The organism is Enterobacter sp. WI-ESBL-E8, from assembly GCF_053364895.1.
The window spans coordinates 2292660-2305587 of sequence record NZ_JBRWXJ010000001.1 but is presented as its reverse complement, the minus strand read 5'-3'; the positions used below and the strand labels follow the sequence as shown (position 1 = coordinate 2305587).

At 51.2% G+C, this 12928-nt stretch carries 18 protein-coding genes; 8 read left to right on the top strand and 10 right to left on the bottom strand.

Going from position 1 to position 12928, the window contains the following annotated elements; translation table 11 throughout:
• The first annotated feature begins 34 nt into the window (after nucleotides 1-34).
• Nucleotides 35-628, top strand: coding sequence for a TetR/AcrR family transcriptional regulator (locus ACWHWP_RS11155; protein WP_447855576.1), 594 nt, complete (start codon nucleotides 35-37; stop codon nucleotides 626-628).
• Nucleotides 629-702: 74 nt separating this feature from the next.
• Nucleotides 703-1302, top strand: coding sequence for an NAD(P)H-dependent oxidoreductase (locus ACWHWP_RS11150; RefSeq protein ID WP_447855575.1), 600 nt, complete (start codon nucleotides 703-705; stop codon nucleotides 1300-1302).
• A gap of 207 nt (nucleotides 1303-1509) precedes the next feature.
• Here ACWHWP_RS11150 and ACWHWP_RS11145 read toward each other — a convergent pair whose 3' ends face one another.
• Complete coding sequence (locus ACWHWP_RS11145) at nucleotides 1510-1947, bottom strand: GNAT family N-acetyltransferase (RefSeq protein ID WP_447855574.1); 438 nt, start codon at nucleotides 1945-1947, stop codon at nucleotides 1510-1512.
• A gap of 452 nt (nucleotides 1948-2399) precedes the next feature.
• Between ACWHWP_RS11145 and ACWHWP_RS11140 the strand changes: the two genes are divergently transcribed.
• Complete coding sequence (locus ACWHWP_RS11140; RefSeq protein WP_059311362.1) at nucleotides 2400-2945, top strand: cysteine hydrolase family protein; 546 nt, start codon at nucleotides 2400-2402, stop codon at nucleotides 2943-2945.
• A gap of 65 nt (nucleotides 2946-3010) precedes the next feature.
• Here the strand turns inward: ACWHWP_RS11140 and ACWHWP_RS11135 are convergent, their stop codons facing one another.
• Complete coding sequence (locus ACWHWP_RS11135; protein WP_059311363.1) at nucleotides 3011-3487, bottom strand: WbuC family cupin fold metalloprotein; 477 nt, start codon at nucleotides 3485-3487, stop codon at nucleotides 3011-3013.
• A gap of 138 nt (nucleotides 3488-3625) precedes the next feature.
• Nucleotides 3626-4411, bottom strand: coding sequence for a phosphotransferase family protein (locus ACWHWP_RS11130; RefSeq protein WP_447856663.1), 786 nt, complete (start codon nucleotides 4409-4411; stop codon nucleotides 3626-3628).
• A 198-nt stretch (nucleotides 4412-4609) separates the two neighbouring features.
• Here ACWHWP_RS11130 and ACWHWP_RS11125 point away from each other — a divergent pair, with 198 nt between their 5' ends.
• Complete coding sequence (locus ACWHWP_RS11125) at nucleotides 4610-5080, top strand: hypothetical protein (RefSeq protein WP_447855573.1); 471 nt, start codon at nucleotides 4610-4612, stop codon at nucleotides 5078-5080.
• Nucleotides 5081-5131: 51 nt separating this feature from the next.
• On the opposite strand, the gene ACWHWP_RS11120 is transcribed toward ACWHWP_RS11125, so the two are convergent.
• Entirely contained in the window at nucleotides 5132-6055 is a 924-nt protein-coding gene (locus ACWHWP_RS11120) for a LysR substrate-binding domain-containing protein (protein WP_059311366.1), read from the bottom strand.
• Between the two features lie 24 nt (nucleotides 6056-6079).
• A complete protein-coding gene (locus ACWHWP_RS11115) occupies nucleotides 6080-6613 on the bottom strand; it encodes a MarR family winged helix-turn-helix transcriptional regulator (RefSeq protein ID WP_059311367.1) in 534 nt (177 codons plus the stop codon).
• Nucleotides 6614-6743: 130 nt separating this feature from the next.
• Here ACWHWP_RS11115 and ACWHWP_RS11110 point away from each other — a divergent pair, with 130 nt between their 5' ends.
• The 3 genes from ACWHWP_RS11110 to ACWHWP_RS11100 all read left to right on the top strand — a co-directional run bounded on the left by ACWHWP_RS11110 (nucleotide 6744) and on the right by ACWHWP_RS11100 (nucleotide 9568).
• Nucleotides 6744-7904 (top strand): MFS transporter, encoded by a 1161-nt coding sequence (locus ACWHWP_RS11110; protein WP_059311368.1) that lies wholly within the window; start codon nucleotides 6744-6746, stop codon nucleotides 7902-7904.
• 58 nt (nucleotides 7905-7962) lie between these two features.
• The gene (locus ACWHWP_RS11105; RefSeq protein ID WP_447855572.1) at nucleotides 7963-8400 is read left to right on the top strand and encodes a VOC family protein; all 438 of its coding nucleotides are present in this window, start codon (nucleotides 7963-7965) and stop codon (nucleotides 8398-8400) included.
• Between the two features lie 229 nt (nucleotides 8401-8629).
• Nucleotides 8630-9568 (top strand): omptin family outer membrane protease, encoded by a 939-nt coding sequence (locus ACWHWP_RS11100; RefSeq protein WP_447855571.1) that lies wholly within the window; start codon nucleotides 8630-8632, stop codon nucleotides 9566-9568.
• 138 nt (nucleotides 9569-9706) lie between these two features.
• Here the strand turns inward: ACWHWP_RS11100 and ACWHWP_RS11095 are convergent, their stop codons facing one another.
• From ACWHWP_RS11095 to ACWHWP_RS11075, 5 genes are all read right to left on the bottom strand, one after another.
• Nucleotides 9707-10027: a cupin domain-containing protein gene (locus tag ACWHWP_RS11095; RefSeq protein ID WP_059311371.1), complete on the bottom strand. Its 321-nt coding sequence runs from the start codon at nucleotides 10025-10027 to the stop codon at nucleotides 9707-9709.
• A 134-nt stretch (nucleotides 10028-10161) separates the two neighbouring features.
• Nucleotides 10162-10644, bottom strand: coding sequence for a glutathione peroxidase (locus ACWHWP_RS11090; protein ID WP_059311372.1), 483 nt, complete (start codon nucleotides 10642-10644; stop codon nucleotides 10162-10164).
• Nucleotides 10645-10747: 103 nt separating this feature from the next.
• Entirely contained in the window at nucleotides 10748-11128 is a 381-nt protein-coding gene (locus ACWHWP_RS11085; RefSeq protein WP_447855570.1) for a CDI toxin immunity protein, read from the bottom strand.
• Between the two features lie 58 nt (nucleotides 11129-11186).
• Entirely contained in the window at nucleotides 11187-11573 is a 387-nt protein-coding gene (locus ACWHWP_RS11080) for a hypothetical protein (RefSeq protein WP_131797885.1), read from the bottom strand.
• Nucleotides 11574-11691: 118 nt separating this feature from the next.
• Nucleotides 11692-12078 (bottom strand): hypothetical protein, encoded by a 387-nt coding sequence (locus ACWHWP_RS11075; protein ID WP_059311374.1) that lies wholly within the window; start codon nucleotides 12076-12078, stop codon nucleotides 11692-11694.
• Nucleotides 12079-12286: 208 nt separating this feature from the next.
• Between ACWHWP_RS11075 and ACWHWP_RS11070 the strand changes: the two genes are divergently transcribed.
• A complete protein-coding gene (locus tag ACWHWP_RS11070; protein ID WP_447855569.1) occupies nucleotides 12287-12907 on the top strand; it encodes a LysE family translocator in 621 nt (206 codons plus the stop codon).
• Nucleotides 12908-12928 lie beyond the last annotated feature (21 nt).

Sequence of the window (12928 nt, the reverse complement as noted above, 5' to 3'; positions counted from 1 at the left end):
ACTACCATCGGTAGATAACTATATTGAGGAAAGCATGGTTGTTAAGCGCTTAAGAAAAGAGGACCGCCGCGTTCAGCTGCTGGAAGTTGCGCGTGGGATCGTCCGCCAGCAAGGCACGGAGGCACTGACGCTGGGCTATCTGGCTGAACGGGCCAACGTGACAAAGCCCATCCCCTACGACCACTTCGGCGATCGCGAAGGGCTGCTGATGGCGCTGTACCAGGATTATAGCGATCGGCAGCTGGCGAAATTCCGTGAGACGCTGGCGGTAGACAGCAAAACGCTGGAAAAGACGATCCGCTTTTTCAGCGCTGCCTATATCGATTGCGCGATAACCGCCGGGCCGGAAACCGGACCGATCGCCGCGGCGCTGTCCGGTTCCCACGCGCTGCAGACGTTCCGGGAGGCCTGCGTGGCCGAATGCGCCGACTGCCTGCGCACCGCGCTTTCTCCTTTTATCGTGCTGAAAGGTGTTCAGGGTGAAGCGGTGCTGACGGCCATCATTGGTGCCGCGGACGCGCTCAGTAGCGCCGCGGGTAACGGCGTCCTCGCCCGAAATGTGGCGGAAGATATGCTCAGCGGCGCCATCTCCGGCGTGCTGGAGACCTACGCCAATAGCACAAAATGATCGTAGAAGGCGGATTGACACCTAAATTACCAATAGTAATATAGGTGTCAGTTCACTCCCCTGTTGAGGTTGCTATGTCTGCTACAAACGTCATCAAGAATGCGCTGATCGTGACGGCTCACCCTGTCGAAAATTCGTTATCCCATTCACTGGCAGATCGCATTGCCGGAAAGCTTCGCGAACAAGGCATGCAGGTCGAGATTGCCGACCTGCATGCCGAAGGCTTTAATCCGGCCATGTCTCGCCCCGATCTGGATCTGTATCACGGTGATGCCAGCGCCCTCCCCGACGATATTCTACGCGAGCAGCAGCGCGTCGAGCGTGCGGATATGCTGGTGTTTGTCTTCCCGGTGTACTGGTGGTCGGTTCCCGCGCTGTTGAAAGGCTGGTTCGATCGCGTACTGACCCTGAACTGGGCGTATAAGGTGGCCGACGACGGCCGGATCGTGGGCAACTTACGGGATGTTTCCGTTCGCCTGATTGCCACTGGCGGTAGCGATCTCACCGGATTTGATAAACACGGCTATTCGACGGCGATTCAGACGCAGATAATCGAAGGGGTATTTGGCTTCTGCGGGTTGAAGAACGTTAAGCTCGATATCCTCTACCAGGCAGACACGGCGACGCCTGAGCAGGTTGAGGATTTCCTGCAAAGCCTCGGCAATATTAAATAATATCAGCCAGTGAACTTTATATCATCCGGGCGCAGCAGCACTGGCTCACAGCCACAGGGGAAAGCCCGGCAATCTTTGTCCATTGTCTGCCTGACTCCTTTAAACTTCATGTGCTGGCTCTGGTGCACTGAGAGCCATCAACCCCGTATTAGCCAATCCGGAAGAATTCAGAGCCATTCTGATAAAATAGAGCAGACATCCCGGCCTTCATTTAGCACTACGAGTGCAGGTGGCAGGGCGGTAGAAAATGATTTCAGGGTCACCTTCATCAAGGTTGTCTATGTAACCGCTTGGTCTGAAGCCCAACCTGACAAACAACTCCTGCATCTGCCTGTTCGACATGTTGGCGGACCCGAACAATTTCGAGTCGGTGAAAGCTGACTCGAAATGTCTAACAATTGCTGTGCCTAACCCCTGGTTACGATATTCTACGCCTACCATCACCATCTCAATAAAAGGCTGGTCAAAGAAATGGCGCGTTAATACGCCGTAAGCGACCACCCGATTATTTACCTCTGCAACACAACAGCACGCCGACCCGAGCCAGTAACGAATTTGGTCACGTCGCGCCATGCTCTCTGCGGCAACTGAGTCGATGGCGCAAAGCGCCTCATAGTCATCAATACTGGCTGAACGTACGCACATGATCTCATCTTCTCCGTAGTAGCCAACTGCAATAGTTGTCAGAGTCCGAAGTAGGCTTTCTGAAACTTAATCGCAATAAACTGTTTTTTCATTGTGTTACGGAACTCCCTTTTTATACTTGACCATCATAATAAAAAGTTGAAGACAGTTCTCTAAAGAAGAAAATGTGACATTTTAAATTTGCAATAACACGTTGCACCTACTGATGTTGGTGTATTGAAGAGAATCTCTCACCAGGGCTATAACTGGACACGATAGTTGCGTTAACAGCGAAATAAACAAAGGTCATTGCATGGTTAAGTCAGTTCAGCCAACAACCCCCCTCACCACCACCGACACCTTCGGCGGCGTGGGCGTATCTGTAGCGAACGACTGACAAACAGAACCTCATCCCCGCCAATCTGGACGGGGAAATGTGTCTCCGTTCATCACCTTCTGAATGGAGAAAGAAAATGGTTTCATCTGACAATGCTCTCTTAGTTATCGACATGCAGCAGGGACTGTTCAATGACCCGGTTTCCCCCTGTTCCGCCGATGCCGTTCTGGCAAATATCCGTTTGTTAATAGCCAAAGCGCGTCACGCGCAGGTGCCCGTCTTTTTTGCCCGCCATACCGGGCCTGATAACTCTCCGTTTTCAGAGAAGAGTCCGTTAACAAGCCTGCTACCCGAACTGGAGGTGAAGCGTGAGGTGGATGTTGTTTTCACAAAGCGCTATCCCAGCTGTTTTCGGGATACCGTATTGCAGCGTGAACTTAATCAGAGAGGCATCAAACAGCTGGTCATTGCCGGGATGAAGACAGAGTTTTGTGTCGATACCACTTGTCGGATTGCACCGGAACTGGGTTTCAGGACGGTATTGATTTCAGATGCACATACCACAATTGATAATGAATATTTATCTGCCAATGACATCATTACTCATCACAACAGCACGCTGGCAGGCCCATTCGTGACGCTGTCGACTGCCAGTGACTGGCATTTTAATACGGTCAGTTGAGTCAGCGGGATCTTGTCTATCTTGCCCGGCTCGCCTTTACGCGCGCCGGGCACCGGAGAGTATCTCTACAGGGTAAAACCACCGTCACCCACCTGCGCCTGAGCGTACCATTTCATCAGCTCGGCGGTGCCGGGCGCGTTTTCCGCCGGTGACCATGGGGCGGTATCGTGCTCAGCCACGGGCTGGTAACCGCCGTGTTTTACCTCAAAAATAACGCCGCCTTTATCAAGCGACAGCACGGCATGCCAGGTCCCTGCGTCCATCTCCAGCACCCTGCACTCTTCACCTAACACAACGCGCTGGGTCACGGTACCGTTGTCATCAAAATTCAGCACCAGAAAGCGGCCGCTAAGCGCGGTCAGCAGTTCAAACGTGTGCGGGTGGCGATGGGGACGAACATAGGTACCGGGCTCCATCGCAATGGCCAGACGCTGCACCGGGTCGCTCAGTTCAGGATGTAAATTACGATGCGCGCGTAAGCGAGGGGAATTTGCGGCCTGCTCGCTCTGTTGCTGCAGGTCACTGAAAGTAATTTGTTTCATATACACCTTTATGAATGGGGTCAGCTGACGGCAACCCGCTTGCCGCAAGACGTTATACCATTTGGAACAGTCGCTGAGCCATGGCATTTGTGAAACAAAACGCTGCCTGAGTTATCGGACTGTGGCTGTTATAAGGCTTCAAAGAATTGAGACGGACTCATCCAGCCAGCCGGGAAGATATTCTCTGTACCACTTAAGGTAGAGATTCAAATCAGGCTTTTTCCTTTCGTTCAGCAATAATACGACTTCCGTGACAATCCAGGCTTTGGCGATTGTGATTTCTCTGGCTAACCTGTCTGCAACTAAGTGCCCGGCAAAAAAACAGTAGCGTTCAGCAAGCTGTAAAATGCTTTGTCCTGTGCCCAACCCTTTTACCAGCGGGGCAAGGTCGATAGCCGGACTACCCGTACCGAACCTTTCCCAGTCAAAAAGGACCACATCGCCGTTTTCTCTTTTGCCCCAGTTACCGGCATTGGTATCCCCTGATATTAAACATTCCTGGCTGAACAAAACGCTGCCTGCCTGTTGAAAACACCGCATCTGCCGGGCAGCGCGGTTCGGCAATTTTAAAAGAGACAGGGCTTTTTCAAGCGCTGAAGCAGACCAGCCGTGGGTATGATAAATCCATGCAGGATCGGCAGAATAATTGTGAAGAGCAGAAAGTCGTCTCAAGATTTCATCACCAGCGACCTCCTCCTGGGAAACCTTGTGAGGAACGTATTCCAGCCACAGACTGCGTCGGTGTGGATCGGCGTGCAGCAGTCGAGGAGATTCAACAACGCCGCGAAGGGGTTCCGCCACGCGCTCATAAAAGCAGTATTCAACATCACTAACAGGGCATTTTTCTATTATCTGCTTGCCCTGTTGATTCGCAAAAAGGCGAACCTCTGCTTCGCCCATTCTGGATAAGTTCCCGGTAGACATACCATCCTCATACGACATATTCGGTTTCTGATCGTAAGTATAGCGTCATGTTAACAACGAGATGTTGAGTAAAACTCACACTAATTCTCACTATTTATCGTTTTTCAAACACGTTGGTCTTGAAATACCATCCGCACATCCCTGGGATATATTTATCACGTCTAAAAATAATGAATACCAAGCCTGTATGGAGCACCTATGACACTCGATGTTTTATTCCGTGTGACGAAAATTATCGCGGCACATAAAAACAGTACCGGTGAAAGTTTACATGAAATAATAAAGATTCTTTCAGCAGAAAAAGAGAGCTCAGAAGCACTGTCACCCTTTATCCATCGGCTGCATCTGCTCTCTTTCGCTCAGGGCAATCCAGGCAACGCCGAGGAGCTGCTGGCAGCGCATTTACCAAAAGATGACGGGCTCCTCCCGCTGCTTGACTTCGCGGACTGGCCCCGGGTGCGTTACGCCGCGTCGGGCGAAGTGCAGACGCCAGAATCAGAGGAGTATTTCCGTAAAATGACCTCGGCTGCTAATCTGTTACGTTCAGCGCTGATCGATGCCGAACGCGCCAAGGGAACGCCTGCGCTGTATATTCTCGATAAATTACTCAACCTGAATAGCGCCCTGCCGGAAAGATATAGAAAAATGGCAAACATTCCCTACGCGTAAATACATTTAATATGCAGGACATCCGGTAAGGAATATCCTGCATTGATATTGTTAAAGCCGTTTTTCATCGTATTCAAGACAGACGATATCCAGGGCGGGAACAACCGGCGAGTTAAGGTTAAGCCAGTTCAGCAGCCGTTCAATACTCTGCGCTCGGAGCGAATTTTTCGGCCAGACAAGATAGTAGCCGTCTCCCGTGGCGATGGCTTCCCTGAAGGGCAATGCGAGCAAGCCACTTTTCAGGGCTTCCAGCGTGAGACGAAGGTCCGCCATCGCGACGCCGTGTCCGTTCATGGCGGCCAGGCTTCCCTGCTCCAGGGTGTCGAACACTATTCCGCCGCTTACGTCGAGCCCCGGAAATAACCCCGTCCTTTTCAGCCAGCGGCGCCAGTCACGTCGGTCCGGGGAGGGATGAATAAGATCGCACTGCGGAAGATGCTGCCGGGCTGATTCAAGCAAGGATGGGGTGCAAACCGGAACAAGCCATTCACTGAAAAGCAGCTGGCTCTCTGTTGCTTCGCCAAAATAGCCATTACCGAGGAGGATCGCGCAATCGTAAGGCTCACGGCTGAAGTCAACCGTGTCGAAGTCCATCCAGACGCTGGCAATTTCGATTTTGGGTTTCGCATGGTTCTCGCGAAAGGATTTGAGAACGTTCAGAAGCCATCGCATCGTCAGGGTGCTGGGTGCCTTAAGACGCAGAAGGTGATTTTCACTTTTGAATGCGCGGCAGGCCCACTCGATGCTGGTGAAGCTTTCGCTAAGATGACCGGCCAGAATGCGCCCGGCATCACTGACCTCGACTCTCGGGCCTTGCCGCTTAAAGAGCTCACAGTCGAACCACATTTCAAGCGTCCGGACATGTCTGCTGACCGCCCCCGGCGTGATGTTGAGCGCTTCAGCGGCCTTGCTGAAGGAGTTCAACCGCGCGGCAACTTCAAACGCGCGCAGGGCATACAGTGGAGGTAAGGACATAATTTCCCTTTCGGTGAGGTTTATTCATGCTGTGGTTTTATCGGTACCCGGCGACGTATCCACCTCGTCCTCGGGCGGGAACGCCAGCAGTAACTCCCTGAGCAGGGACTCAAGCTGCGAGCGCTGTGCGTCAGATAAGTTTCTCAGCAGCGCATTTTGCGTTTGGGTATGAACGAGCAGCGCCTGTTCGATACGCTCCAGCCCGAGGGACGTCAGGCTTACGAGGGTGCTGCGCTTGTCATCGGGATCGGCAACTCGCCGGATAAGCCCCTGTTGTTCGAGGTGCGTGAGCCGGTTCGTCATCGCCCCGGAGGTGATCAGCAGCGATTTATACAGCTGCGTGGGCGAAAGACAGTACGGCTCTCCGGCGCGACGCAGCGTGGCGAGTACGTCAAATTCGCCCTCGCGAAAGCCAAACGGCGCCATGGCCTGCGCGCGTTTTTTCCCCAGATGCTTCATTAGCCTGAGCATTCGGCCAAAGATTTTCATCGACGAGGCGTCCAGTTCAGGCATGGCGCGGCTCCACTGGTCGACGACGAAGTCTACATGGTCTTTCATTTTCACCCCTGATGGCGTGGGAATTTATCGTGTTGTGCGGTACATCTTACACAAAAATACATTTTATCTTAACGTTAAGATAAATGCTCGCGGCGATTTGCCCGGGCTATTCACAACCGAAAAGGATTCCATGTTGAAACGCACGTCTCCAGTACTCTTCGCCCTTATCGCGTTTATCGTCGGGTTGAACCTGCGCCCCATTCTGGCATCTGTCGGGCCGCTTTTTTCCGTGCTCCAGCGCGAAGCGGGACTGACGGCCACACAATTCAGCCTGCTGACCACCCTGCCGGTCGCGATGATGGGTCTGGCCGCCCTGTGCGGCCCCTGGCTGTTAGCCAGAGTCGGTGCCGTCCGGGGGATCGCGATCGGTCTTTTCATCCTGCTGGTGGCCTGTTTATTACGCGGGTTGAGCGCTTCGCTGGCGGGGTTGATGGGCACCGCGTTACTGGGCGGGGCCAGCATCGGCACGATCCAGGCGTTAATGCCCGCCCTGATTAAAAAAGAGTATGCCCAAACGGCCAGCACGGTCATGTCGCTGTTCAGCACGGGCATTATGGCGGGTGCGGCACTAGCCGCCGCCAGCGCCGAACCGTTGTTTTCGTGGCTGACGCTGAAACCGGCGCTGGCCATGGCAGGCCTGTTGGCACTGCTTGCGCTGATGCTGTGGCTGGCCCTCGTAACGCGTTCGCAAAGTGAAAATACGGCCCGCGAAGCCGTTACGCTCACCGCCTCCCGGACAGGGTTACTGCTGCTCTTTTTCGGCGTCGGGACGGGAGCCTATACGCTGGTGCTCGCCTGGCTGCCTCCGCTCTATATTCAGGCGGGATGGTCCGCACGCAGCAGCGGCTATATGCTGGCCTGGCTGACGTTAACCGAGGTGGTCGCAGGGTTTGCCGTCTCCGCGCTGATTGGTAAATTCCCCGACCGCCGCGTTCCGCTGATTACGGTCCTGTTGCTGCTGCTGGCAGGATTACTGTGTCTGGTCTTTGCGCCGGGCACCACGCCGGTGTTATCAACACTGCTGCTTGGCACAGGGATCGGCGCCCTCTTCCCGCTGTCGCTCATCGTCACCTTCGATCACGCCCGCACGCCCGCGCAGGCCGGGAAGCTATTGTCTAACGTTCAGGGAGGGGGATATATGATTGCTGCGCTAATGCCGTTAATTGCGGGGATTGTTCGCGACAGCGCTGTTTCACTAACCAGCGCATGGCTGGTCATGAGCGCGGGTGTTATCCTGCTGATCGTCATCGCGCTGAAGTTTAAACCCGTCGTGAAAGCGCAACCGCGGTGAATGCGGTACCCGATTTGAGAGCCGTACTATAAATTTTCCAGCCAATTAAGGAGTGGATATGTCGCAGACGTTACCGGGAATTGATGTCTTATTTATCGCCGGCTTCGGGCCTATTTCGCAGAGCACCGACGCCAGCACCGCGTTTTATGTCCAAACGCTCGGTTTGCCGCTGAAGCCGATGGAAGGAAATGCCGACTATCTGCTCACTGAAGAGAGCCAGTTGCCGGGCGCGAAGCATTTTGCCGTCTGGCCGCTCTCACAGGCGGCAACCTCCTGTTTTGGCGAAGCGCACTGGCCCTCTGAATACCCGATACCGCAGGGATGGATTGAATACGAGGTGCAGGACCTGGATTCCGCTACCCGCATTCTGAGCGAAAAAGGCTATCGCCTGCTGGTGCACAACCGCATCGAACCGTGGGGACAGACCGTTACTCGCCTGCTCAGCCCGGAGGGCCTGCTGACCGGCCTGACAATCACGCCGTGGCTGCGCGGGTAAACGGAATTTATTGTGGCGCCGGTTACAGTGAGTCAACTGACTGCTATTTTGCATCGAGCCGGTAATGATTTAAATATTATCGGCCACCTCCTTCAGGCAGCCCAAAGTTAAATATCGCCCCTTACGTCAAATTATAAAAAAATTACCAAAACTGGCAGTTGATTCTTATTTGTGTGGCTTTTAACATTTCCCTGCAACTCATTGATTAATTTGTTTTAGGGAAATAAAAATGACAAGAAATATTGTTGCGGGAATGATGATGGCCGCGTTTTCAGGGGCGGTATATGCAGGTACCTCACAAGTCACACCGGATATTTCACCGGAAAGCTTCACGGTTTCAGCGTCCGCCGGGATGCTGAGCGGAAAATCTCACGAGATGGTTTATGACGAAGTCACAGGAAGAAAAGTTAGCCAGCTGGACTGGAAAATAAAAAATGTCGCTATTCTGAAAGGCGATATTTCCTGGGACGCGTACTCATTCTTGACGCTGAACGCCCGCGGCTGGACCTCTCTGGCATCAGGCTCAGGTCACATGGATGACTATGACTGGATGAATGCCAAACAATCCTCCTGGACAGACCATTCAAGCCATCCTGCGACCAACGTGAACTATGCCAATGAATACGATCTCAACGTAAAAGGCTGGATCTTCCAGGGCGATAATTATAAAGCGGGCATCACCGCAGGTTATCAGGAAACCCGCTTCAGCTGGACGGCGACCGGTGGTTCTTACAATTACGACAACGGCGCCTATCAGGGGAATTTCCCGGCAGGCGAACGCGGCATTGGTTATAGCCAGCGCTTCTCTATGCCGTATATTGGCCTGGCAGGACAGTACCGCTTTAATGACTTTGAATTTAACGCCCTGTTCAAATTCAGTGACTGGGTTCGCGCGCATGATAACGACGAGCACTATATGCGCGATCTGACCTTCCGCGAGAAGACTTCTGATTCCCGCTATTATGGCGCATCCGTTGATGCCGGATATTACGTGACGCCGCACGCCAAAGTTTTTGCTGAATTTACCTATAGTAGTTACGAAGAAGGTAAAGGCGGTACGCAGATTATTGATACCAATACCGGGCAGTCCGGCTCTATTGGCGGGGACGCTGCGGGAATTTCTAACCACAACTATACCATTACAGCGGGTCTGCAATATCGCTTCTAATTCAGACGTTAAAACAGACCAGGCCCCTTACGGGGCCTGAGATTGATGACAAACCCTGCCATCAACATTTTTGCCGGGTGGCGCTGCGCTTACCCGGCCTACATTTCACACCGGGCGAAACCCACAAATTGCACTGTGTCAGCAGTCTGAAATTTCGGTTTCGGGTAAATCGATGATAACCAGTGTGCCAAAGCTGCCGATTTCCACCGTATGAGGCACGCCCGCTTTGGCTATATAAAGCTCGCCCGAGCTTACAGAGATTTTTTTGCCGTTAACACTCAGTTCCAGACGACCGTCAATGACCAGTAATCCCTCGTCGTACTCATGCACCTCTTCAGTGACCGAGCGCTCATCCATTCGCAGAATTTTGAGATTTGTTTCCCCAACGCGGCCTAGTACATGAGAGCGCCAGGCCTCATTTAATGCATCTGCTTCAGTCTTAAGGTCATAAAGCGACATACGGTCGTTTCCTTTGATATTCGTATGGAGCATTTATGCCATATAAATTCTCTTTCGCTATATAACAAATCGGGGAAAACAAGGCGAAAAACAGACTAAAGAAAGGCCATCAGGCCCGCTCCAATCGAAGACGCTTAGCTTTCCAGGGCAGCCAGAATCGCTGCTTCCATTTTCTCGGGCTTTGTCATCGGTGCAAAGCGCTTGAGAGGTTCCCCGCTGCGTCCGATCAGGAACTTCGTAAAGTTCCACTTAATACGCCCGCCCAGCACGCCGGGCAGTTCGTTTTTCAGATAACGAAACAGCGGGTGCGCTTCAGTTCCATTTACCTCTACTTTCTCGAACATCGGGAAACTGACGCCGTAGTTGATGTAACAGGTTTTTGAAATATCATCGGCACCACCGGGTTCCTGCTTACCGAACTGGTTGCAGGGGAAGCCAAGCACCACCAGCCCTTGTGCCCCGTATTTCTTGTATAGCGCTTCAAGCCCGGCGTACTGAGGCGTGAAGCCGCACTGGCTTGCCGTATTCACGACCAAAACCACTTTACCCGCGTAGTCGGCCATAGGGATCGGTCGGCCATCCAGGCTGGTCGCTGTAAGTTGGTAAAAGCTAGTCATATAATGCAGAACCTGTTCTGTCCAAATCCAGGATTTGGATACAAAAATTATCGTATCGCCAAACAATTTTGACTGTACTGTAAAATATAACATGAAATTTTATTTATTCTTCACGCATGCAGCCAACACGAATTGTATAATGAGGAAACAATGGTTGCATCATTATTTTATTGTTGAATATAAATAACTTTGGTGAAAGCGCCATTACATCATAGATGTTATCTAGAATTAATCTAAAATTACTTTTAAATACAGGAGCATATGCATCATCCGCTATTACATAAACATCTTCATGGCCAAATGCCAGTTCATACAACCTTTCATCCACGAGTTCAAAATCAGTAAAATCCATTTGCGACCACAATAGCCCTTCGTTATGAAAGGGATAGCGATGAAAAGTATCTATCGCAACGCAAAGCCTTTCTCCTTCGATAATTTCAAAATCGCCACTCAACGCCGCTTGGCATTCAGAAAACAATGACATATCAACCCCTTAGAAATCTTAATTTTATCTATTATATTCTCTTAATGGGCTTGTAAATTCAAGGATGATTAAAAATTTGCGTCACATGAAACCGTTCTGGTAAATGAGGTACGGGATGAGGCAATAAAGGATCGTAATACACACCGTCGTGGCAAGCAATCCAGTGGCGCACTCCATTTTTAACATTATTCCAGCGCCCATGAAATATACCATCGATTGTAGGTTCGCTAGTCCCAGCGTGTCTTCTAAACGAAACGTTCTCTAACCCGATATACAGCAAAAATCTTTTCATTTGCGCAAGATTGACACGCTTATATTTATCGCAGAAACCATTTCCCATCGCAATTGTTAACGTTTCCTCATAACTCTTTTGCAGTAAACGGGCCATTACGGCAATACCACACCCTTCTTTTTTGCATGGCTGCATTACATGCATATAGGTCATATTAAGTTCTCCTAAGCTTGATGTTTGGCGTATGAGTAGGTCATTATTCAGAGAGGGATATTCAATTCAGTGAGGCTGCTCCTCTTTTAAACCACTCCCTCTCACTTGTTTTAGAATTCTATAATTGTTTCAATGAATAAGAATTAGAGACACTGGATCCATCGCTATAAATCTCTGTGATAATGACTTTTTTACCCTCGATAGAATATCTTACCGTACTGTCCGCCGGATCATCCCTCCAGCGACCGGTACTCTCAGGATTATCTGAAGCCCACATAACCTGATCGCCAATGAGTTTGCATTTGATTGCCCAACGGGTACCATCGTTTTGTCTGATGTAATGTACATAAGCAATGCCGGATTCAACCTTATCCAGCTGCATGATCTTATGGTCGCGGCCAAACATTGCCGCTGAAGCAGCCTTGCAAATCTCACCAACCGTGACTTCAGAAGCTTCTGCTGGCGCAGTAAATATCAGAGGGACAAGAAGTAAAAATTTTTTCATCCGAATCATCCATTTTTTATTTTCATAAATTACGTTTAACACCTATTTTATTATCGGCTCTGTGACGCATTCCTTGACAACAATAAAGCGTTGCGACGTCAAACTGGTTAAGAAACCACCACCCCGACTCAACCAGCTGTTAAATTTCTGCAACGGATTGCCTGAGGCAAATTAAGTGAGTAATATCCGCTCTTTCGGGTAAAGAAAAATGTCTGTAACCGATTCACTTCTCGCTTTCTCCTTCGCTTCACTCTTGCTCACCCTCACCCCGGGCCTGGACACGGCTCTCATTCTTCGGACAGCCTGTGCTGAAGGGGGAAAAAAAGCGTTTCAGGCTGCACTTGGCATTGATGCTGGCTGTTTTATATGGGGAGCGCTGGTTGCGCTGGGTCTGGGTGCTCTGCTGGCGGTTTCAGAACTGGCTTACACGGTGCTGAAAGTTTGTGGTGCCGCCTACCTAAGCTGGCTGGGCTTGCAGCTGCTTATACGCCCCCGGACGTCCTTCAGTCACAGCGATAGCAATGCCGCTTCCCGGGGAAACTGGTTTATCAGAGGGATGCTTGGGAATGTGCTTAATCCCAAAATGGGTATTTTCTATGTCTCTTTTTTGCCTCAGTTTATACCTGCCGGACATTCCCCTTTTCTCTGGACGTTTTTCCTCGTCGGCATCCACGTAACAATCGGGACGATGTGGTCAGCCACGCTCATCGTATCCACGCATTTTGCGTCGGCGATGTTGAAAAAAAGGCGCGTTGTCACCGCTATGGACAGGGTGACAGGAGGATTGTTTTTATGCTTCGCGGCTAAACTTGCTCTGGGTTCGAGATAAGCTCACTACGTCCGCTTCTCC